Genomic DNA, 20409 nt, shown 5'->3' on the forward strand with positions numbered 1-20409 from the left:
ATGCGGATCCTGAAATGGGTGCTGGGCGCCCTGGCGCTGCTGATCCTGTTGCCGGTCCTGGTGGTCGCCGGGGCGCTGGCCTGGGTGAATACCGAGGGCGGGCGGGAATTCCTGGAACGCCAGGCGGCGGGCTTCGTGCCGGGCCTGAGCATCACCGGGCTGCGCGGGCCGCTGCCGGGGCATCTGGGCTTCAAGCGGCTCGGCTATGCCGATGCCGAGGGCGAGTGGGTCGTGCTCGAGGATGGGCGGATCGACCTCGACCTGATGGCGCTGACCAGCGGCACCTTCCGAGTGGAGCGGCTGGAGGCGGCGCGGGTCGCCGTCGCGCGGCTGCCGGCGGCCGGGCCCGAGGCGCCGCCGACGCCGCCGGGCGAGACGGTGCTGCCGAGCCTGCCCAGCCTGCCGGTGGCCGTGGCGCTGGACCGCTTGGCGATCGGCCGGATCGAGCTCGGCGCGCCGGTCCTGGGGCAGTCGGCGGTCTTCTCGCTGACCGGCGATGCGAAGCTGGAATCGGGCGGGCTGCTGGCGGCGCTGGACCTGCGGCGGCTGGATGCGGAGGCGCGGGCGGCGCTGAACCTGGCGCTGACCCCGGCGGCGGACCGGCTCTCGGCGCGGCTGACCTTCGACGAGGCGCCGGGCGGGCTGGTGGCCGGCTTCATCCCGCCGCCCGCCCAGGGCGAGAACGGCGGCTGGGGCAATGCGCCGCTGCACCTGGCGATGACCCTGGACGGCCCGGCCTCGGGCGCGGCGCTGGACCTGCGGGCCGGGATCGGCGAGGCGGTCGGGCTGCAGGCGGCGGGGATGGTGCGGGCGACGCCGGATGGCGGCTTCGGCGCGACCCTGCGGGGCGAGGCGCGGGCGGCGCCGCTGCTGCCGGCCGACCTCCGGCCGCTGGCGATGCCATTGGGCTTCGCGCTGGATACGGATCTGCCGGCGAACCGGCGGCTGGCGCTGCAGGACCTGTCGCTGACCCTGCCGGCCGGGACGGTGACGGCGACGGGCGGGGTCGATCTCGGCACCGAGGCGCTGGACCTGCGGCTGGTGCTGGCGCTGGTCGAATCCCGGAAATTCGGCGCGCTGCTGCCGGCCGGGCTGGCCTGGACCGGGGTCGCCGCCGAAGCGCGGGTGACCGGCACCATCGCCGCGCCGGCCATCGACATGACCGCCCAGCCGCAGGGGCTGGCGACCGGCGTGGCCCAGGCGGATGCGGTGCTCGGCCCGGCGCCGACCCTGGCGCTGAAGGCCGCCCTGCCCGGCCCGAGCCTGGATGCGGTGGTGACCGGGGCCGAGGGGCGGCTGGCGGCGAAGGGCACGCTGGCCGAGCCGATCGCGCTGGACCTCGAAGCTTCGCTGCCGCGGCTGGAGGTGCTGGGTGCCGGCTCAGAAGGGGCGCTGGAGGCGCGGGTGCATGCGGCGGGGAAGCTGGCCGACCCGGACCTGACCGTCTCGGCGCAATCCGGGCGGATCGCCGCGGCGGGGCGGGTGCTGGAGGGGCTGCGGCTGCAGGCGCAGGTGGCGACGCCGGCCTCGGCGCCGCGCGGCACCGCCAACCTGGTGGCGACGCTCGACGGGATGCCGGTGAGCCTTGACTTCCGCGGCCGGCCGGATGGCCAGGCGGTGCAGATCGAGGCGGCGGAAGCGCGGCTCGGCCCGGCGCGGCTGACCGCATCCGGGCGGCTGGACCCGGCGGCGCAGCTCTTCGACGGCAGTGCGCGGCTCGAGGCGACCGATCTCGCGCCGCTTGGGCGGCTCGCCGGGGTCGTGGGCCTGGCCGGGCGGCTGGTCGTGGACGCGGCCTTGGCGCCGCGGGATGGGGTGCAGGGCTTCGAGGTCAAGCTGGATGCGCCGCGGCTGGGCTATGCCGGCCAGGAGGGCAACCTGGCGGCGACGGTCGCCGGCACGCCGCAGGCGCTGGACTGGACCCTGCGCGGCAAGGCGACGGCGGGCGACCTGTCGGGCCGCGGCCGGGTGACGGCGGCGAATGGCGGCTGGCGGCTCGACCTCGCGGCGCTGGAGGCCAAGGCGATGGAGGAGACCATCCGCCTGACCGGCCCGGCGCGGGTGCAGCTCGGCGGCGACGGCGGGGTGGAGGTCGCCGGGCTGGCACTGGCCATCGGCAATGGCGGGCGGGTGCAAGCGGCGGGCCGCTGGGGGCCTGAGCGGGCCGACATGGGGCTGACCATCGCCGCCCTGCCGCTGACCCTGGCGCAGCGCTTCGCCCCGGACCTGGCCCCGCGCGGCATGCTGAGCGGCGAGGTGCGGGCGACCGGGCCGGTGGCCAAGCCGGAGATCCGCGGCACGCTGAACGGCACCGGCATCGGGCTCGGCGCCGACTGGGCGCGCGGGCTGCCGCTGCTGACCCTGAAGGCGGAAGCCAGCATGGTCGGCGACGCCACCCAGGCGCGGGCCGAGATCGGCGCCGGCCCGGCCGGCAGCATCGTCGCCACGGCGCGGCTGCCGAGCGCCTTCGCGCCGGGCGGCTTCGGGCCCAATGGCGCGCTGGCGGCGACCCTGGACGGCAGCCTGAACCTGGCGCCGCTGGCCGGCCCCTTCCTCGCCGCCGGGGCGGACCGGGCGACCGGGCGGCTGGCCCTCGCCCTGCGGGCGGATGGCACCATCGGCGCCCCGCGCTTCGGCGGGCGCGCCACGCTGACCGGCGGCGAGTACCGCAATGCCAGCACCGGGGTGCGGCTGTCGGATATCGGCGGCGTGCTGACCGGCGACGGCACCCGGCTGGTGATCGAGCGGCTGGAGGGCAAGACCACCGGCGGCGGCACCATCGGCGTGACCGGCAGCGTGGATGCCGGGGCGACCGGCTTCCCGGCCGACCTCGCCATCCGGGCGCGCAACGCGAGGCCCGTCGCCTCGGAGCTGGGGACGGCGACCATCGGCGCCGACCTGACGGTGCGCGGGCCGCTGACCGGCGGCGCGGCGATCGCCGGCGAGGTGCGGATCGAGCAGGCGGAGATCCAGGTGCCGACCACCATCCCGGCCAGCGTGCCGACCCTGACCAATGTGCGGGAACGCGGGCGGACGCCGCCGGGCACGGTGCGGCCGCCGCCGGTGGTGGCCAATCCGCCGCCGCCGGGGCCGCCGCTGACCCTCGACGTGAAGGTCACGGCGAAGCGGGTCTTCATCCGCGGCCGGGGCATCGACGTGGAGATGGGCGGCGACGTGCAGGTGGGCGGCACCACGGCGGCGCCGGTGCCCTCCGGCGCGCTGACCCTGGTAGGCGGGACGCTGGATATCCTGGCGCGGAAGCTGACCTTCCAGCGCGGCAGCATCAGCTTCGTCTCCGGCACGCTGGTGCCGCAGCTCGACCTCTCGGCCCAGGCGACGGCGCGCAGCACGACCATCACCGTCGCCATCACCGGCACGCCGACGGCGCCGAAGGTCGCCTTCACCTCCTCCCCCGAGCTGCCGCAGGACGAGGTGCTGGCGCGGCTGCTGTTCGACCGCGCCACCGGCAACCTCAGCCCCTTCGAGATCGCCCAGCTCGGCGCGGCGCTGGCGCAGCTCACCGGCGTGGGCGGCGGGGCCAGCCCGCTGGACCGGGTGCGGAATGCGCTGGGCCTCGACCGGCTCGGGGTCAGCAGCGCCGCGGGCAGCAACGCCGCCTCGGTCGAGGCCGGGCGCTACGTGGCGCCGGGGGTCTTCCTCGGGGTCCGGCAGGGCACCAATGGCGGCCAGACCGGCGTCGGCGTGCAGGTGGAGATCACGCCGAACATCAAGCTGGAAGGCCAGACGGCGACCGGGCCGGCGGGGGACCGGATCGGGCTGTCCTACGAGTTCGAGTACTAGCCCGCGATCCGCTGAGGGAAGCCCGGATCGCGGGCCAGCTCCCCGTTTTTTCGCGCGATTGACGTCTTTCGGTGACCCCGCCTCGGACGATCGCGCGCCAGCCCGCGCCGGACGCAGGGGCGGGTTGCAGCCGGCGCATCGCAACTGGCCTTGGGTATTATGGTTATGATAACGCGGCTTATCTTAAGCCGCGTGAGTGACCCCCCGATGCCCAGTTCCCCGCCCCCCGACGATTTCATCATCCTGCTGACCGATGTGGCCCGGCTGGTCCGCACCCTGGCGGACCGGCGCGCCCGGGCGCATGGCATGACCCGGGCGCAATGGATGATCCTCGCCAAGCTGCGCCGGCACGACGGGCTGACCCAGCGCGAGCTGGCCGAGCTGCTGGAGGTCGAGCCCATCACGGTGGGGCGGCTGGTGGACCGGCTGGCGGCGCGCGGGCTGGTCGAGCGCCGGGCCGATCCGGCCGACCGCCGCTGCTGGCGCCTGCACCTGCAGCCCGAGGCGGCGCCGGTCCTGGCCGAGATCGATGCCGCGCGCCGTGCCTTCGAGGCCGCGGCGACCCGTGGCCTGCCGCCCGACCAGCGCGAGACCGCCATGGCAGCGCTGCTGGCGATGAAATCCAACCTGCTCGCCGGGGCCGAGGCCGCCGGCGCCGCTGCCTGAGAGAGCCCGACCGATGCCCGATGGACAGATGCGCCTTGCCGAACCCGAGGCGGCTTCCGCCACGCCGGCCCCTGCCCCGCCCCCCCCGGCGCCGGCACGCCGCCGCCGCTGGCTGCGGCCGGCGCTGATGGCCGGCGGCGTCGCCGCCGTCATCATCGGCTCCGGCCTGTTCTGGCTGAACGGCGGCCGCTATGCCGGCACCGACGATGCCTATGTGCAGGCCGACCGGCTGCTGCTGGCGACCGATGTCGGCGGCATCGTCCAGCGCATCGCGGTGCATGAGGGCGACGGCGTCGCCGCCGGCCAGGTGCTGGTGCAGCTCGACGAGGCGCCCTTCCGCCATGCGCTGGACCAGGCGAAGGCGCAGCTGCAGCAGACCGGGCTGAGCATCGCCGCGATGCAGGCCGACTACCAGCGGCTGCTGCGCGATGCCTCGGCGCAGGAGGCGGCGGTGCAGCTCGCCCAGGCCACCTTCGACCGCAGCGCCCAGATCGTGGCCAGCGGCGCGGTCTCGCGCTCCACCTACGACCAGGGCCGCTTCGGCCTGCAGCAGGCGCAGCAGACGCTGGAATCTCTGCGGGCCCAGGCCAAGGTGCAGCTCGCCAAGCTCGGCGGCACCGCCGATGCGCCGGTCGAGCAGCACCCCGACTACCTCGAGGCCGCGGCCAAGCTCGCCGAGGCACAGCGCCAGCTCGACCACGCGACGCTGCGGGCGCCCTTCGCCGGCATCGTGACCCAGGTCTCCACCCTGCAGCCGGGCCAGTACCTCGGCGCGGCGACGCCGGCCTTCGCGCTGGTCTCGGGCGAGAAGGTCTGGGTGGATGCGCTGCCGAAGGAGACCGACCTGACCTATGTGAAGCCGGGCGATGCCGCGACCATCACGGTCGATACCTATCCCGGCGTGACCTGGCAGGCGAAGGTCGAGAGCATCAGCCCCGCCTCCGGCTCCACCTTCAGCGTGCTGCCGGCGCAGAATGCCTCGGGCAACTGGGTGAAGGTGGTGCAGCGCATCCCGGTGCGGATCGCCGTGGTGCAGCCGGAAGGCGGGCCGCGGCTGCGGGCGGGGATGAGCGCCGTCGTCTCCATCGACACGGGGCATGTGCGGCACCTGTCGGACATCTTCTGATGGCCGTCACCGATGGCGATGCGAAGGTCCCGAACCGCGGCATCATCACCGTCTGCGCCATGGTGGCGACGCTGATGCAGGCGCTGGACGGGACCATCGCCAATGTGGCGCTGCCCTACATGCAGGGCGGGCTGGCGGCGACCGCCGACCAGATCACCTGGGTGCTGACCAGCTACATCACCGCGGCCGCCATCCTGACGGCACCGGTCGGCTTCCTCGCCGGGCGCTTCGGCCGGCGGGCGGTCTTCCTCGGCTCGGTCGGCGGCTTCACCCTGGCCTCGGTGCTCTGCGGCGCGGCGCAGTCGCTGCCGCAGATGGTGGCCTTCCGCCTGCTGCAGGGCGCCTTCGGCGCGGCGCTGGTGCCGCTGAGCCAATCCACCATGCTGGACATCTACCCGCCGGCGCAGCGTGGCTCGGCCATGGCGATCTGGGGCATGGGGGTGATGGTGGGGCCGATCCTCGGCCCGACGCTCGGCGGCTGGCTGACCGAGAGCTGGAACTGGCGCTGGGTCTTCTACGTCAACCTGCCCTTCGGCATCCTCGCCTTCATCGGGCTCTGGCTCTTCCTGCCGAAGGAGGAGAATGCGCCCGGGCATGGCTTCGACTGGTTCGGCTTCGGCGTGCTGGCCCTGGGCATCGGCGCGCTGCAGATCATGCTCGACCGCGGCGAGCTGCTGAACTGGTTCGGCTCGACCGAGATCATCGTCGAGGCGGTGCTGGCCGGGCTCGGCATCTACCTGTTCCTCGTGCACATGACGACCGCCGAGCGGCCCTTCATCCCGCCGCCGATCTTCGCCAACCGCAACTTCGTCGCCGGGCTCGGCATCATGTTCGCGGTCGGCGCCATCCTGCTGGCGACCTCGGCGCTGCTGGCACCCTATCTGCAGACCCTGGGCGACTACCCGGTGTTTACCGCCGGCCTGGCGATGGCGCCGCGCGGCCTCGGCACCATGGCGGCGATGTTCCTGGCCGGGCGGCTGGCCAGCCGCTTCGACCCGCGCAAGGTCATGGGCATCGGCGTGCTGATGCTGTCCTGGACCCTGTGGGAGATGACGCGCTGGACGCCCGATGTCTCCATGTTCACGCTGGTGACGACGACCATCGTGCAGGGCATGGGGCTCGGCTTCGTCTTCATCCCGCTGAACCTGGTGGCCTTCGCCACGCTCGACCCGAAGCTGCGGACGGACGGGACCTCGCTCATCAGCCTGATGCGGAACCTCGGCAGCGCGATCGGGATCTCCGCCATGGCGGCGATGCTGACGCGGAATACCCAGGTGGTGCATGCGGATCTTGCGATGCATGTCTCCCCGCTGAACCGCGCCTTCGACCTGCCGGCAGTGCACCAGTGGTGGAACCCGGCGACGACCCAGGGCGCGGCGCTGCTGAACCAGGAGATCACCCGCCAGGCCAGCATCATCGCCTATGCCGACGACTTCTGGCTGCTGATGGTGCTCGCGCTGTCGATGCTGGTGCTGCTGCCGCTGATGAAGCGGCCGCCCCAGGCCGCCGCGCCCGACCCGGCACATGCGGCGATGGATTGAGACGGGACCCGCGGCCGCATGTCGTTGCCGTCGCGGGTCCATCTAACGAATGCGGCTATGGACCGTTGTCCCGGGGAGCGTCAATCAAGGGAAGCGAGATCCATGTTCCTGCACCGCAAAGAGACCATCATGCCGGTGAATGTCGGCACCCCCGATGCCCGGTTCGGCCAGTACCTGCTGGAGCAATTCGGCGGCGCCACCGGCGAGCTGACGGCCGCCCTGCAGTACTGGGTGCAGTCCTTCCACATCACCGACCCGGCGATCCGCGACATGCTGCAGGATATCGCCATGGAGGAGTTCAGCCACCTCGAGATGGTCGGCAAGCTTATCGTCCAGCATACCTCGAAGCTGGACCAGACGCCGGTCTACGACGCGCCGCTGTTCCAGATGAAGGGCATCGGCCCGCATCTGGTCGATAGCCAGGGCAGCGCCTGGACCGCGACCTATGTCCAGGAAGGCGGCAACGTGGTGCGCGACCTGCGCGCCAATATCTCGGCCGAGGCCGGGGCGCGGCAGACCTACGAGGCGCTGATCAAGCGCTGCGACGACGAGGGGACGAAGAAGGTCCTGGTGCACCTGCTGACGCGGGAGATCACCCACGCCAATATGTTCATGGCCGCGCTCAACCAGATGGGCAAGCTGGACGACCCGATGTTCGGCACGGTGCAGCCGGACGACACGGTGAACGTGGTCTTCAACCTGTCGCAGGGCGACGACCACCGCGGCCCGTGGAACCAGGGCACGATCTACAACGGCCAGCAGATCGAATACGTCGCCGACCCGAAGCCGAAGGGCGGGATGCCGCCCTCCCCGGTGAATTCCGACGACGAGAAGCCGGTGAAGCTGGCCGCCGAATAGGCTTGCGGCTACTCGGCGGCGGCGTCCAGCACGGCTTCCCAGGCGGGATTGACCAGCGGGCAGCCGGCGCCGAGGCGGGCCCGGGCGGCGTGGTACTCCCGCCGCCAGCGGGCGATGAGATCGCCGGCCGGGGGGATGTCGCCGACCGCGCCGATGCCCTGGCCGGCGCCCCAGATGTCCTTCCAGCGGCGCTTGCTGCGGTCGGTGCCGAAGCTCATCGCGGAGGGGTCGGAGGTCGGCAGGTTCTCTGGGTCGAGGCCGGCACGGGCCAGGCTCGGCTTCATGTAGTTGCCGTGCACGCCGGTGATGAGGTTGGTATAGACGATGTCCTCGGCGCCGCAGTCGAGGATCATCTGCTGCTGCTCCGGCTGGGCGCGGGCCTCCTGCGTCGCGATGAAGGCGCTGCCGGCATAGGCGAAGTCGGCGCCGAGCGCTTCCGCCGCCAGCACGCTGCGGCCATTGGCGATGGCGCCCGAGAGCGCGATGGGGCCGTCGAACCAGGCGCGGGTTTCCTGCACGAAGCCGAAGGGCGAGAGCGCCCCGGCATGGCCGCCGGCGCCGGCGCAGACCAGCACCAGGCCATCGGCGCCCTTCTCGATCGCCTTGTGGGCGAAGCGCTGGTTGATGACGTCGTGGAGCACATGGCCGCCGTAGCCGTGGACGGCGGTATTCACCTCCTCCCGCGCGCCGAGGCTGCTGATGATCAGCGGCACCTGCTGGCGCACGCAGACGGCGAGGTCGTGGTCCAGCCGGTCGTTGGACTTGTGGACGATGAGGTTGATGGCGAAGGGCGCCGCGGGCCGCTCCGGATGGCGCGCGTCATGCGCGGCGAGGCGTTCCTTGATCTCGATCACCCATTCCTCGAAGAGCTCGCCGGGGCGGGCATTGAGCGAGGGCATGGCGCCGATGACGCCGGCGGTGCATTGCGCGACGACGAGGTCGGGCACCGAGATGATGAAGAGCGGCGAGCCGATGAGCGGCAGCGAGAGCCGGCCCTTCAGGGAGTCGATCAGGGACATGCGGATTTCCTTCAGCGCTTCGGCTTCAGCACGTTGGCCATGATGGCCTGGGTCTCGTCGGTCCGCAGCCGGGCGGCGAGCAGGCCGCGCTCCTCCTCCATGCGTTCCAGCAGCGCCGGGTGGTGCTGCCGCAGCAGGCGCTTGGTCAGGCGCAGCGCCTCCGGCGGCTTGGCGGCGAGGCGGGCGGCCGTCGCGCGCGCGGTGTCGAGGAGTTCGCCGCGCGGCAGGATGCGGTTGACGAAGCCCATCTCCTGCGCGGCCGTGGCATCGAAGAAGTCGCCGAGCAGCATGAGCTCGGCGGCCTTCTGCCGGCCGACCATCCAGGGCACCAGCATGGAGGAGCCGAGCTCCGGCACCAGGCCGAGGTCGACGAAGGGCAGCCGGAAGCGCGCCTCGGGGGCGGCATAGACGATGTCGGCATGCAGCAGCATGGTGCAGCCGATGCCGATGGCGAGGCCGGGGACGGCGGCGACGATCGGCTTCTCGTAATTCGCCAGGCCATAGTAGAAGCGCTTGCTCGGCGGCGGGGCGTTCGGGTCCTCGGGCGCGCGGTTCTGGAACTCGCCGATGTCGTTGCCGGCGCAGAAGACCTCGCCCTCCCCGGTCAGCAGCAGGCAGCGGATGGCGGGATCGGCGGCGCTGGCCTCGATGGCGCCGGCGAGCACGGCATACATCGCGCGGGTCAGGCTGTTCTTCTTCTCGGGCCGGGCGATGGTGATGGTGCAGATGCCATCGGCATTCGAGACCTGGATATGGTCGGACATTCGGGGCTCCTCCGGCGCGCATAGCAGGCGGGGCGCGCGGCGGCGTCAAGCGGTGGTTTCCCGGCCGGTGCGAAGCGTGGCAGGCTGCCGGCAAAACCGGGGAGAGAGACGATGACCAAGCTGCGGATCGGCCGGCGGCCCTTGCTGGCGATGGGCGGAGGGCTGCTGGCGGCGCCGGCCTACGCCCAGGCGCGGCCGATCTCCCTGGTGGTCCCCTTCCCGCCCGGCGGCTCCACCGACCTGATGGGGCGGCTGCTGGCGGAAGGCATGGCGCGGTCGCTGGGCCAGCCGGTGCAGGTGGAGAACCGGCCGGGCGGGGCGACGGTGGTGGGCGCCGAATACGTCGCCCGCGCCGCGCCGGATGGGCTGACCCTGCTGGTGAATTCCGGCACGACGCTGACGCTCAACCCGCTGCTGATGCGCAACCTCTCCTACAAGGTCGAGGATTTCGCGCCGATCTCGCTGCTGAGCATCCTGCCCTTCGCCTTCGTGCTGCAGAACCGGCTGCCGAAGACCATCCCGGAATTCGTGGCTTTGGCGAAGTCGCAGCCGGGCAAGCTGAACTACGGCACCAATGGTCCTTCCAGCTTCAACAACATCGCGGCGGTGATGGTGGCGGATGCGCTCGGCATCCGCATGCAGGACGTGACCTATCGCGGCGATGCGCAGCAGCTGAACGACTTCCTGGCGGGGACGCTGGACCTGCTGGTGGTGGGCGGGGCCTCGGCGATCGGGACGCATCGCAACGGCCAGGGGCGGATCATCGGCTGGACCGGCGACCGGCGGATGCCCTTCATGCCGGAGATCCCGACCTTCGCCGAGACGGTGCCCGATGCCGTCGCCCAGACCTACTTCGGCCTGGTCGCGCCGGCCAAGACGCCGCGGCCGGTGCTGGAGCGGCTGTCCCAGGCGGCCGGCCAGGCGCTGCAGGAGGCGAGCCTGAAGGACCGGCTGCTGACGGAGGGGCAATTCGCCATGGGCACCGGGCCGGAGGAGCTCGCCACATTCCTGGCAGCGGAGGCGCGGCGCTGGGGGCCGGTGCTGAAGAAGATGAACCTGCAGATCGACTGACGCGGCGGGCGGCACTTCGGCCGCCTCCGCCGCGTTGCTGGACCAAGACCTCGAGCAGCGGATTGAAATGACCCCAAAGATCCTGACCCTGACCCTGAATCCCACCGTGGACATCGCGGCGGATGCCCCCGCGGTGCAGCCGGTGCGCAAGATCCGCACGACCAACGAGAGCTTCGATCCCGGCGGCGGCGGGGTGAACGTCTCCCGCGTGCTGCACGAGCTGGGCGGGGAGACGCTGGCGGTGGTCGCCGCCGGCGGGGTCAGCGGGCATCTGCTGCTGGAGCTGCTGGCCGAGGGCGGGGTGCCGCATCAGGCCATCCCGATCCAGGGCCGCACGCGGATGAGCCATACGGTGCACGACCTTTCCACCCGGCAGGAATACCGCTTCGTGCCGGAAGGCCCGGCGCTGGCCGAGGCGGAGTGGCAGGCGGCGCTGGCGGTGCTGGAGACAGTGGAGGCGGACTGGGTCGTCGCCAGCGGCAGCCTGCCGCCCGGCGTGCCTTCGGATGTCTATGCCCGGGCGGCGGCGATCGCGGCGCGGCGCGGCCAGCGCTTCGTGCTCGATACCTCGGGCGCGCCGCTGCAGGCGGCGCTCGGCGCCGGGCTGGCGCTGATCAAGCCGAGCCGGGGAGAATTCGCGGCGCTGACCGGCGAGGCCGAGCCGGAGGCGGCGGCGATGGCGCTGGTGCGGGCTGGCAGGGTCGGGCTGGTGGCGGTGACGCTCGGCCACGAGGGGGCGCTGCTGGCCGAACCGGGCGGGGTGCTGCGGCTGCCGGCCCTCGACGTGCCCGCGCTCGGCGCGGTGGGCGCGGGCGACAGTTTCCTCGCCGCCATGGTGCTGGCGCTGGCGCGAGGCGAGGCCCCGCGGGAGGCCTTCGCCTGGGGCATGGCGGCGGGCGCGGCGGCGGTGATGCGGCCCGGCACGGCGCATCCGCGGCGGGAGGATGTGGTGGGGCTGCGGCAGCGGATCGGGCCGGTCTAGCCTGGATGCAGTACTGCGCCATCCATGCCCTGGCCTTTATAAGCCCCCTGCATTACAGTTAAGATTAATTCATGATTTGGCCGACCGGCAGCAATGCTGGGTTGATCTTGCCGGGCGCCAGATCGGATGCTGTCATTCAGGCTTTGATTTGAAATGCAATTTCAACTCTTGTTCGGGCGATTTTAACTCTGTAGTGCAAGCGCCACCGGCCCAGTGCCGGGTCTGCGATCCCGACACTGCCCAAGACCAATTACCGACTTTCATTTGCCAATGACCGGCGCGCGGCGAGCATTGCTTGCCGCCTGCCATGGTGATGGCGCGACCGGCTCGCCCGGCCGCCGGACAGGTGCCGTGCGTCAAGCGCCTGAGGGCTGACTACAGCCCACCACGCCGCAGCAACCTATGCGCAGCTCGCCTCCGCGGGCCGCGTGTCGTGTCGTGCGCGACCGGCTCACCACAGGGTTTCATTATGTCCAATACCGCGGTTACCAATACTTTCGACAGCAACCTGGGTTCCCTGAGCAATTCCTGGAACGTCCCCGCGCCCGTCAATGGCGCGGTCACCCTCACCGGTTCCGCCTCGATGATGGAATGGGCCACCGGCCCCGACGCGGGACATGGCTACGGCACCTATACCGTCACCGCCAAGGTCGATGGCTCCCAGCCCGGCCCCGGCATCGTTCTCTGGCCCGGCGACAACCAATGGCCCGGCCAGGAGATCGACATGCTGGAGATCACGCCGGATGGCTCGGGCCGGCAATATGCCACCGTCCATTGGAACAACAACGGCAGCGACGCTTTCCAGACCGTGATCTTCAACGGCGTCAGCAGCGGACAGTTCCACGACTATCAGATGATCTGGGAGCCGGGGAAGATCACCTTCAAGGTCGACGGCAACGAGATGGGCTCCTTCAACGAGCATATCCCGACCGATCACGACCATGGCGGGATGAACGACACCATCGGCGTGATGAATACCAACGCGAATACCTCGATCACCGTGTCGCATATCGACTTCACCCCGCTCGGCAGCACCACGTCGGCGCCGGTCGCGGTGGCGGCGGTATCGGCCGATGTGGCGGGGATTTCGGTCGATGCCTCGGCCGGCGCCAGCGTCGCGGTGGCCGATGCCGGCCATGACGGGGTGGTCGACTGGAATGCGCTGGCGGCCGTCGTCACCGCGAATTTCGAGGCGACCGGCCACTGGTTCCTCTGATCGGCGCCAGCCCGGCCAGGGCCTGACGCGATGCAGCCCGGGCCTGTCGCCCGGGCTGCACTGCCGTCGGGCCTGGCACCTGCTCGCTTCCGCGCCTCGATCCGCGGAGGCTGCCGTAACCCCGGCCCGCTTGGCCAAGGGGCGCGGTGGGCCGGGATCAGGCCTTCCGCTTCAGGGCCAGGCGCAGCGGCGGGGTGCCGGTGCAGACCGCGGCGAAGCGGTCCAGCGTCGCCTGCGGCCAGAGCCCGACCTTGCGGATGGACAGATCCATGCAGAGGTAGAGCACCTCGTTCTCGGCGGCGAGCCAGCCCTCGGTCGCGTGGTAGAGGCGGTGGACGCAGATCAGCCGCTTCGCGTCATAGGCGATGACCTCGTTGGTGGCGGTCAGCGGCATGCCCTCCCGCACCTCCCGCACGTAGTTCACCCAGGTCTCGGCGGCGAAGGTGCCGAAGCCCTGGGCATGCAGCGCCGGGCCGAGGCCGAGGCTGGGCCAGAGCTGGTCGGTCGCCATGTCGAAGACCACCAGGTAGAAGCCCATGTTCATGTGGCCGTAGTGGTCGACCCATTCGGGGCGCACCACCGTCAGCACCGCACCCGTCATCCCTGGTTCCATGTCCCTGTCCGGCATCCGCATCCCTCGCCCGTCGCGGCCTCATTCCGCCGCCGCCGGCGGCGCTTGTCCATCCCGGCCATGGTCGGTCGTGATCTGAATCGATTGCACAACCCAAGGTTTATGTTTGCATCCGCATGCAGCCTGATGAATATGCAGGCCTGGGGCGGGACCGTCCGTCGCGGATCGGGCGGCGGGCGTCGCACGCGCAGGACCCCCAAGGCTGGAGCCCGGACCACATCATGCCCGCCGCACCGTTGCCCGCGAACGAAGCCGCCCGGCTGAACGCGCTCTATTCCTACGAGGTGCTGGACAGCGCCTGCGAGGCCGCCTTCGACGACATCGCCCGGCTCGCCGCCCGGCTGACCAAGCGGCCGATCGCGCTGGTCTCGCTGATCGACGCGGACCGGCAGTGGTTCAAGGCGCGCTACGGGCTGGAGGCGACGGAGACCTCGCGCGACACCGCCTTCTGCGCCCATGCCATCCTCAACCCGGACCAGCCGCTGGTGGTGCCGGATGCGGCGCTCGATGCGCGCTTCGCCGACAATCCGCTGCTGCAGGGGCATCCCTTCGTGCGGTCCTATACCGGGGTGCCGCTGGTCAATCCGGAGGGCTTCGCCCTCGGCACGCTCTGCGTCATCGACCACGCGCCGCGGCCGACGACCGAGGAGGAGCTGGAGATCCTCGGCGGGCTGGCGCGCTCCGTCTCGACCGCGCTGGAGCTGCGCCGGGCGATGCACCGGATGCGCGACATGGCGCTGACCGATGGGCTGACCGGGCTGCCCAACCGCTCCGCCATGATGGCGGCGCTGGATGCGGTGCTGGCGCAGCAGCGCGCCTTCACCCTGCTGTTCATCGACCTCGACGGCTTCAAGCAGGTGAACGACCGGCTCGGCCATGCCGCTGGCGATGCGGTGCTGAAGCTGGTGGCGGAGGTGCTGCGCGGCAGCCTGCGGCAGGGCGACGTGGTGGCGCGGCTGGGCGGCGACGAATTCTGCATGCTGCTGGCCGATGCCGCGGAGGCGCAGCCGCTGGGCGAGCGGCTGCGCCAGGCGCTGGCCGAGCGGATGGCGCGGGAGGGCTATGCCGTCACCGCCTCGATCGGCGCGCTGCGCTTCGACAGCGCCCCGGCCTCGGCCGAGGCGGCGCTGGCGGCGGCGGATACGCTGATGTACGCGGCCAAGGCGGCGGGCCGCGACCGGGTGCGCTGGGCGGATTACGGGCTGGAGCCGGCGGTCGCCTGAGCGGTGCGGTCGCCTGAGCGGTCCGGCCGCCCGCCGCCGTCAACAGGCCGGATAGGCCAGCCAGCCGAGGATGGTGCCGTCAGGGGCCGCCAGCCGGCGCGCATCGACGCAGCGGCGTTCGAGGAAATAGGCGGTGGCGGCGGGCTCGGGCGGCGGCGCCCCGGCCCAGGGCAGGCGCATCGCCACCTCCCCCGTCTCGCGCGCCACGCAGCGTTCGGTCGCCGCGCCGCGCCGCACCCGGACGGTCAGCCGGCCATTGCTGGCCGGGCCGACGTCATCGACGAAGCCGGTCTTGTCGCCGGCGAGGCAGGCGCGCAGCGCCGGCGCCACCAGCACCGCCGCGGCCTCCCACCCCGGTTCCGCCGCGGCGGGGCAGGCCAGGAGCGGGACCAGGCAGGCCAGCCGCTTCAGTGCCAGCTGCTTCAGTGCCAGCTGCTTCAGTGAATATCCTCGGACTTCGCCAGGGCTTCCTTCAGCTTGTGGATGTCGAAGTCGTCGCGCTTGCACATGTCGAGGATGACGGCTTCCTTGCGGGTGATCAGCTCGATCGCGATGGGGAGCTGGCGGACCGCCTCGGCGGGGATGACGACGGCGCCGTGCCGGTCGGCATGGACCACGTCGTCATGCATGCAGGGCATGCCGTGGACGATCACGTCGCGGCCGAAATCGACCATGTGCACATGCGCATGGCTCGGGTTGATCATGCCGCCGATGATCTGGAAGCCCGGCGCCAGCATGTCGAGGTCGCGGAAGGAGCCGGAGGTGACGCAGCCCTGGGCGCCGAGGCCCTTGTGGACGTTGCTGTTCACCTCGCCCCAGAAGGCGCCGAAGCCGGGGTTCTCGTCCAGGTCCTCGATGACGACGATGGTCGGCAGGTCGGCGTCGGCGACGTATTCGTACCAGCCGATGCGCGCTTCCTTGTCCTGTTCCCGGGTGCGGCCGGAGGGGGCGGCGGCGCGGATCTGCCCGGTGCGGGCCAGGCCGCAGATCGGAGGCAGGGACGGATCGGCGGCGGTGAAGGGCTGCAGGGTGAAGCCGCGGCCGCGCCGGGCCGGGGCCACGATCTCGAGCGCGTTGCAGATGGTCGGCGTGTCCCAGCGGCGCAGCAGGTCGAGGTCGGCGCGGGTGAAGGGGCGTTCGCTCATGATTGGGTTCTCCCGGTAGGGGACCAGCTTCGGGGAGGCCGGGGGCCGGGTCAAACCCTGCGTTAAGCCCCCCCGGCGCAACGCTTCGGCGTGACGCTTCGGCGACAGGCGCCGGCGGCCGGTTGCGGCGCGGCCCCGGTTCCGCGTAACAGGCCGGCGCGAATGGAGAGATCGGGCATGGGGCGCGGAGCGAGGCGGCGAAGCGGGCTGCCGGGGCCGGCCCTGGCCGGCATGGTGGCCCTGGCTACCCTGGCCCTGGGCATCCTGGCCCATGGCCCGGCCGCGGCCCAGCGCGGCACCGCCGGGCCGATCTACCAGCCCAACCTGGATGCGACGATCGAGGGTGCCGAGGACTGGCTGGCCCGGCGCGAGGCCGAGGGCTGGCTGCTGCGCGGCCAGTTCACCGGCGTGCTGCAGGGCAATGCCCGCTTCCGCTCCCCCTACCAGGGCGAGAGCAGCCTTTCGCCCAAGCAGTCCTTCGCCAATACCGAATCGCTCGACCTCGTGCTCGGCCGCCGGCTCTGGAGCAATGCGGAGGTGATCGCGGTGCCCTCCGTGACGCGCGGCTTCGGGCTGAGCAATGCGCGGGGTGCCGCCGCCTTCCCGAACAACGAGGCCTTCCGGGTCGGCACCCAGGATCCCTATGCCTTCATGTCGCGGCTCTTCGTGCGGCAGACCATCGACCTCTCGGCGGATGCGGCGATCGGCACCGACCCGGATCCGATGCGCTTCGCCGGGCCGCTGGCGCGCGAGCGCATCACCATCACCGCCGGCAAGGTCTCGACCTGGGATTTCTTCGACGACAACCGCTATGCGCATGATGCCCGCAGCCAGTTCCTGAACTGGGCGCTGGTCGGCGCCGGGGCGGTGGACTTCGCCGCCGATGCCCGCGGCTTCACCAATGGCGTCGTGCTGGAATGGGAGAACGGCCGGAACGCCGTCCGTACCGGTGCCTTCATGGTGGCGCGCAACGTCAACGGGCTCTCGCTCGATACCAGCCTCGGCCGGGCCTGGCAGTGGCTGGCGCAGGTGGAACAGGCCTGGAGCCTGGGCGGCCGGCCGGGGGTGCTGCGGGTCTTCGGCGGGCTGTCCCGCACCCGCTCCGTTACCTGGAACCGGCTGACCTCGGCGGTGGAGGAAGGCCAGTCAGAAACCGAGGCGCTGCGCGGCTACCGCACCAAGGGCATGCTCGGCTTCAACCTGGAGCAGGAGGTGACCGACAGCCTCGGCGGCTTCGCCCGCTTCGGCTGGAACGACGGCCGGGCGCAGAACTGGATGTTCACCGAGATGGACTGGTCCGCCTCGGCGGGGCTGGCGCTGGCCGGGCGCGGCTGGGGCCGGGCGGGGGATACGGTGGGCGCCGCCTTCAACCTCGGCGGCATCTCCGCGGCGCACAAGCGCTTCCTGGCGGCGGGGGGCATCGGCTTCCTGACCGGCGACGGCCGGCTGAGCGCGGCGCCGGAAGTGGCCTTCGAGGCCTATTACGACCTGAAGCTGTCCTATGGGCTGAACCTGACCGCCAATGGCCAGCTGCTGGTCAACCCGGCCTACAACGCGGATCGCGGCCCGGTGCCGGTCCTCGCGCTGCGGCTGCACGCCGCCTTCTGACCACCGGCCCCGCGGTCACGTCGTCGCGACCGAACGGCCGGCCACCATCGCCGCCACTATTCCACCGAGGGTGGCGGGACTGTATGATGGCGGAACGGGCCGGAGGGGAGAGAATGGCAGGGTCGCCGGAGATCAAGCAGTCTGGACGGCTCCTGCGGATCACCTCGCCGCTGGGCGAGGATACCCTGGTCCTGCGCCGGCTGGTGGTGACCGAGGCGATCGGCCGGCCCTTCAGCCTCGAGGCCGAGGTGCTGTCCGCCCGCACCGACCTGATGCCGAAGGACCTGCTCGGCAAGTCCATCACCTGCACGGTCGCCCTGCCGGACCAGCCGGAGCGGCATTTCAACGGCATGGTGCGCGGCTTCGCCCGCGTCGGCGGGGCGGAGCGGGAGCTGACGACCTATCGGCTGGAGGCGGTGCCGCTGCTCTGGAACCTGACGCGGACGGTGGATTGCCGCATCTTCCAGGACCAGTCGACGCAGGACATCCTGACCAAGCTGTTCCAGGAAAGCGCGGTGGCGCCGGTGCGCTTCGGCACCCTGCCCGCCACGCCGCGGCCCTATTGCGTGCAGTTCCACGAATCCGACTTCGAATTCGCCAGCCGGCTGCTGGATGAGATCGGCGGCGGCTACTACTTCGAGCATACCAGCGCCGACCATACCCTGGCGGTGACCGGCGAGAACGCCGACTTCCCGCTGGTGCCCGGCGACCCCGCGGTGGTGCGGCCGGACCGCAACAGCGCCGATGCCGTGGTGAACTGGAAGGTCTACGGCAGCCTGCAGCCCGGCACCCATGTGGCGCATGACTTCGACATGCTGAAGCCGCAGGCGCTGCTGCAGGCGACGGCGCCGACCAAGCTGACGACGACGGCCAATCCCTCCGATTGGGAGGTCTTCCGCTGGGGGGCGGGGCAGACCATGCAGCCCGATGCCAGGCCGGCCGAGCGGGGCATGGAGCAGGACGAGGTGCTGGCCGATACCGGCCAGGGCGATACCCAGATCGCCGCGCTGTTCGCCGGCGGCCGCCTGAAGGTGAAGGAAGGGCTGGAGGGCAGCGTCGCCACCTGGCTGCTGACCGCGGTGCGGCACGAGGCCCTCGACGAGGCGCAGCTGGCCGGCGACGGCGCCTCCAGCTACGCGAACAGCTTCGTCGCCATCCCGGCCGAGCGCAGCTGGCGCAATGCGGCGCCGCGGCCGCGCCCGGCGATGCCGGCGCTGCAGAGCGCCCTCATCACCGGCCCGTCCGGCGAGGAGCAGCATTGCGACCGGTACGGCCGGGTGAAGGTGCATTTCCTCTGGGACCGGGCCGGCAAGCGGGACCAGAATTCCTCCTGCTACGTGCGCGTCGCGCAGCCCTGGGCGGGCAAGTGGGGCGGTGCCTGGTTCCTGCCGCGGATCGGCGACGAGGTGCTGGTCGGCTTCCTCGACGGCGACCTCGACAAGCCGGTGGTGCTGGGCAGCCTGCACAACGACGGCGCGATGCCGCCCTGGGAGCTGCCGGCGCATATCACCCGCACCGGCATCCGCAGCCGCTCCACCAAGGGCGGCGCCCGGACCAATGCCAATATCATGGGCTTCGACGACAAGAAGGGCGAGGAGCAGCTCTATCTCCAGGCCGAGAAGGACATGGTCGTCCTGGTGAAGAACCTGCTGTCCAGCAAGGTCAAGGGCAACGAGGTCCGCGAGGTGACGGGCGAGAGCCCGGACCTGTCCGACGGCAAGCGCACCACGACCATCAAGGGCGACGAGACCCTGAAGGTGACGCAGGGCAATCGCCTCACCACCATCGGCATGGGCAATGATACGCTGGAGGTCTCCCAGGGGAATCGGGAAACCACCGTGAAGATGGGCAACGACAAGCTGACCGTCAGCATGGGCAACATGACGATCGAGGTCAGCCTCGGCAACATCTCGATCAAGGCGGCGGTGGGCAAGGTGACGATCGAGGGCATGCAGGGCGTGGTGCTGAAGGGTGGCCCCACCTCCTCGGTGGAGGTGATGCCCGAGGGCGTGACCATCTCCGGCCTGAAGATCACCACCGATGCCAAGCTGCTGCACGAGAACAAGGGCGCCATCAAGCAGCATACCGGCCAGGGCCTGGCCAAGTTCGGTGGTGCCATCACCATGATCGGCGGTTGAGATGAGCCAGTCGCAGCCCGGCCTACGCTCCAAGCTGGCCGTCGCGCTGCCGCCGCTGCTGCCGCGGCTGGAGCTGGACGACGATTGCGCCGGACTGGTCGCGGGCGCGGCGACCGCCGAGGAGGCGATCGCCAGGCTGGAGGCCGCCGGCAAGCTGATCGAGGCCTGCCGCGTGGTGGCGCATGCGCTGCCGAAGCGGGAAGCCGTGTGGTGGGCCTGCATGTGCGCCCGCGGCGCGCCGCCCGATACCGCGCAGACGGCGGACGACCTGGCGGCGCTGACCGCCGCCGAGACCTGGGTGCGGCGGCCGGAGGAAGCGCATCGCCGCGCCGCCATGACCGCCGCCGAGGCCGCCAAATTCCGCAGCACCGAGGCCTGGGCCGCGGTCGGCGCCTTCTGGTCCGGCGGCAGCATGGGGCCGGAAGGCCAGCCGGTGGTGCCGCCGCCCGAGCACCTGACCGGCGTCGCCGTCTCCGGCGCGGTGGTGCTGGCCGCCGTGCGGGCGGAGGTGAATACCCATGCGACGCGGCTCGGCCGCTTCCTCGCCAGCGGGCGGGACATCGGGTTCGGCGGCGCCGGCCGCGTGGCGCCGGAAACGACGGCATGACCCGCAAGCCCGA

17 protein-coding genes are annotated in these 20409 nt (G+C 71.6%); 12 read left to right on the forward strand and 5 right to left on the reverse strand.

Annotation, left to right across the window (positions count from 1 at the left end; genetic code table 11):
• The 5 genes from AC0IW9_RS03900 (at window position 1) to AC0IW9_RS03920 (ending at window position 7992) form a co-directional block, all read left to right on the forward strand.
• Window positions 1–3801 (forward strand): translocation/assembly module TamB domain-containing protein, encoded by a 3801-nt coding sequence (locus AC0IW9_RS03900; protein WP_471646893.1) that lies wholly within the window; start codon window positions 1–3, stop codon window positions 3799–3801.
• 207 nt (window positions 3802–4008) lie between these two features.
• The gene (locus AC0IW9_RS03905; protein WP_471646894.1) at window positions 4009–4467 is read left to right on the forward strand and encodes a MarR family winged helix-turn-helix transcriptional regulator; all 459 of its coding nucleotides are present in this window, start codon (window positions 4009–4011) and stop codon (window positions 4465–4467) included.
• A 28-nt stretch (window positions 4468–4495) separates the two neighbouring features.
• Window positions 4496–5593: an HlyD family secretion protein gene (locus tag AC0IW9_RS03910; protein WP_471646895.1), complete on the forward strand. Its 1098-nt coding sequence runs from the start codon at window positions 4496–4498 to the stop codon at window positions 5591–5593.
• The gene (locus AC0IW9_RS03915; RefSeq protein WP_471646896.1) at window positions 5593–7134 is read left to right on the forward strand and encodes a DHA2 family efflux MFS transporter permease subunit; all 1542 of its coding nucleotides are present in this window, start codon (window positions 5593–5595) and stop codon (window positions 7132–7134) included. The genes AC0IW9_RS03910 and AC0IW9_RS03915 overlap by 1 nt, the downstream gene beginning before the upstream one ends.
• Before the next feature lie 102 nt (window positions 7135–7236).
• Window positions 7237–7992: a manganese catalase family protein gene (locus AC0IW9_RS03920; RefSeq protein ID WP_471646897.1), complete on the forward strand. Its 756-nt coding sequence runs from the start codon at window positions 7237–7239 to the stop codon at window positions 7990–7992.
• 8 nt (window positions 7993–8000) lie between these two features.
• Here AC0IW9_RS03920 and AC0IW9_RS03925 read toward each other — a convergent pair whose 3' ends face one another.
• Together AC0IW9_RS03925 and AC0IW9_RS03930 are read right to left on the reverse strand one after the other, a co-directional pair.
• Window positions 8001–9011, reverse strand: coding sequence for an NAD(P)H-dependent flavin oxidoreductase (locus AC0IW9_RS03925; protein ID WP_471646898.1), 1011 nt, complete (start codon window positions 9009–9011; stop codon window positions 8001–8003).
• A gap of 11 nt (window positions 9012–9022) precedes the next feature.
• Complete coding sequence (locus tag AC0IW9_RS03930; RefSeq protein WP_471646899.1) at window positions 9023–9775, reverse strand: enoyl-CoA hydratase; 753 nt, start codon at window positions 9773–9775, stop codon at window positions 9023–9025.
• Between the two features lie 111 nt (window positions 9776–9886).
• Here AC0IW9_RS03930 and AC0IW9_RS03935 point away from each other — a divergent pair, with 111 nt between their 5' ends.
• From AC0IW9_RS03935 to AC0IW9_RS03945, 3 genes are all read left to right on the forward strand, one after another.
• Entirely contained in the window at window positions 9887–10846 is a 960-nt protein-coding gene (locus tag AC0IW9_RS03935) for a Bug family tripartite tricarboxylate transporter substrate binding protein (RefSeq protein WP_471646900.1), read from the forward strand.
• A 67-nt stretch (window positions 10847–10913) separates the two neighbouring features.
• Window positions 10914–11828: a 1-phosphofructokinase family hexose kinase gene (locus AC0IW9_RS03940; protein WP_471646901.1), complete on the forward strand. Its 915-nt coding sequence runs from the start codon at window positions 10914–10916 to the stop codon at window positions 11826–11828.
• Between the two features lie 469 nt (window positions 11829–12297).
• Window positions 12298–13044 carry a family 16 glycosylhydrolase gene (locus AC0IW9_RS03945; RefSeq protein WP_471646902.1) on the forward strand — a complete coding sequence of 249 codons (747 nt, stop codon included), beginning with the start codon at window positions 12298–12300 and terminating at the stop codon, window positions 13042–13044.
• A gap of 157 nt (window positions 13045–13201) precedes the next feature.
• Here AC0IW9_RS03945 and AC0IW9_RS03950 read toward each other — a convergent pair whose 3' ends face one another.
• The gene (locus AC0IW9_RS03950) at window positions 13202–13657 is read right to left on the reverse strand and encodes an acyl-CoA thioesterase (RefSeq protein ID WP_471646903.1); all 456 of its coding nucleotides are present in this window, start codon (window positions 13655–13657) and stop codon (window positions 13202–13204) included.
• 239 nt (window positions 13658–13896) lie between these two features.
• Between AC0IW9_RS03950 and AC0IW9_RS03955 the strand changes: the two genes are divergently transcribed.
• Entirely contained in the window at window positions 13897–14898 is a 1002-nt protein-coding gene (locus AC0IW9_RS03955) for a sensor domain-containing diguanylate cyclase (RefSeq protein WP_471646904.1), read from the forward strand.
• A gap of 39 nt (window positions 14899–14937) precedes the next feature.
• Here AC0IW9_RS03955 and AC0IW9_RS03960 read toward each other — a convergent pair whose 3' ends face one another.
• Together AC0IW9_RS03960 and AC0IW9_RS03965 are read right to left on the reverse strand one after the other, a co-directional pair.
• Window positions 14938–15234 (reverse strand): hypothetical protein, encoded by a 297-nt coding sequence (locus AC0IW9_RS03960; protein WP_471646905.1) that lies wholly within the window; start codon window positions 15232–15234, stop codon window positions 14938–14940.
• A 101-nt stretch (window positions 15235–15335) separates the two neighbouring features.
• The gene (locus tag AC0IW9_RS03965; protein WP_471646906.1) at window positions 15336–16043 is read right to left on the reverse strand and encodes an RraA family protein; all 708 of its coding nucleotides are present in this window, start codon (window positions 16041–16043) and stop codon (window positions 15336–15338) included.
• A 177-nt stretch (window positions 16044–16220) separates the two neighbouring features.
• On the opposite strand from AC0IW9_RS03965, the gene AC0IW9_RS03970 reads away from it, so the two are divergent.
• From AC0IW9_RS03970 to AC0IW9_RS03980, 3 genes are all read left to right on the forward strand, one after another.
• Entirely contained in the window at window positions 16221–17651 is a 1431-nt protein-coding gene (locus AC0IW9_RS03970; RefSeq protein WP_471646907.1) for a carbohydrate porin, read from the forward strand.
• A gap of 113 nt (window positions 17652–17764) precedes the next feature.
• Window positions 17765–19789 carry a type VI secretion system Vgr family protein gene (locus tag AC0IW9_RS03975; protein ID WP_471646908.1) on the forward strand — a complete coding sequence of 675 codons (2025 nt, stop codon included), beginning with the start codon at window positions 17765–17767 and terminating at the stop codon, window positions 19787–19789.
• A 1-nt stretch (window position 19790) separates the two neighbouring features.
• A complete protein-coding gene (locus AC0IW9_RS03980; RefSeq protein WP_471646909.1) occupies window positions 19791–20396 on the forward strand; it encodes a DUF6931 family protein in 606 nt (201 codons plus the stop codon).
• Window positions 20397–20409 lie beyond the last annotated feature (13 nt).

The organism is Belnapia sp. AC561 (assembly GCF_979252845.1).

What these genes read in the sequence shown, in the direction of transcription:
- AC0IW9_RS03900 (WP_471646893.1), top strand. Translation starts at nt 1, where the DNA reads ATGCGGATCCTGAAATGGGTGCTGGGCGCCCTGGCGCTGCTGATCCTG.
- AC0IW9_RS03905 (WP_471646894.1), top strand. Translation starts at nt 4,009, where the DNA reads ATGCCCAGTTCCCCGCCCCCCGACGATTTCATCATCCTGCTGACCGAT.
- AC0IW9_RS03910 (WP_471646895.1), top strand. Translation starts at nt 4,496, where the DNA reads ATGCGCCTTGCCGAACCCGAGGCGGCTTCCGCCACGCCGGCCCCTGCC.
- AC0IW9_RS03915 (WP_471646896.1), top strand. Translation starts at nt 5,593, where the DNA reads ATGGCCGTCACCGATGGCGATGCGAAGGTCCCGAACCGCGGCATCATC.
- AC0IW9_RS03920 (WP_471646897.1), top strand. Translation starts at nt 7,237, where the DNA reads ATGTTCCTGCACCGCAAAGAGACCATCATGCCGGTGAATGTCGGCACC.
- AC0IW9_RS03925 (WP_471646898.1), bottom strand. Translation starts at nt 9,011, where the DNA reads ATGTCCCTGATCGACTCCCTGAAGGGCCGGCTCTCGCTGCCGCTCATC.
- AC0IW9_RS03930 (WP_471646899.1), bottom strand. Translation starts at nt 9,775, where the DNA reads ATGTCCGACCATATCCAGGTCTCGAATGCCGATGGCATCTGCACCATC.
- AC0IW9_RS03935 (WP_471646900.1), top strand. Translation starts at nt 9,887, where the DNA reads ATGACCAAGCTGCGGATCGGCCGGCGGCCCTTGCTGGCGATGGGCGGA.
- AC0IW9_RS03940 (WP_471646901.1), top strand. Translation starts at nt 10,914, where the DNA reads ATGACCCCAAAGATCCTGACCCTGACCCTGAATCCCACCGTGGACATC.
- AC0IW9_RS03945 (WP_471646902.1), top strand. Translation starts at nt 12,298, where the DNA reads ATGTCCAATACCGCGGTTACCAATACTTTCGACAGCAACCTGGGTTCC.
- AC0IW9_RS03950 (WP_471646903.1), bottom strand. Translation starts at nt 13,657, where the DNA reads ATGGAACCAGGGATGACGGGTGCGGTGCTGACGGTGGTGCGCCCCGAA.
- AC0IW9_RS03955 (WP_471646904.1), top strand. Translation starts at nt 13,897, where the DNA reads ATGCCCGCCGCACCGTTGCCCGCGAACGAAGCCGCCCGGCTGAACGCG.
- AC0IW9_RS03965 (WP_471646906.1), bottom strand. Translation starts at nt 16,043, where the DNA reads ATGAGCGAACGCCCCTTCACCCGCGCCGACCTCGACCTGCTGCGCCGC.
- AC0IW9_RS03970 (WP_471646907.1), top strand. Translation starts at nt 16,221, where the DNA reads ATGGGGCGCGGAGCGAGGCGGCGAAGCGGGCTGCCGGGGCCGGCCCTG.
- AC0IW9_RS03975 (WP_471646908.1), top strand. Translation starts at nt 17,765, where the DNA reads ATGGCAGGGTCGCCGGAGATCAAGCAGTCTGGACGGCTCCTGCGGATC.
- AC0IW9_RS03980 (WP_471646909.1), top strand. Translation starts at nt 19,791, where the DNA reads ATGAGCCAGTCGCAGCCCGGCCTACGCTCCAAGCTGGCCGTCGCGCTG.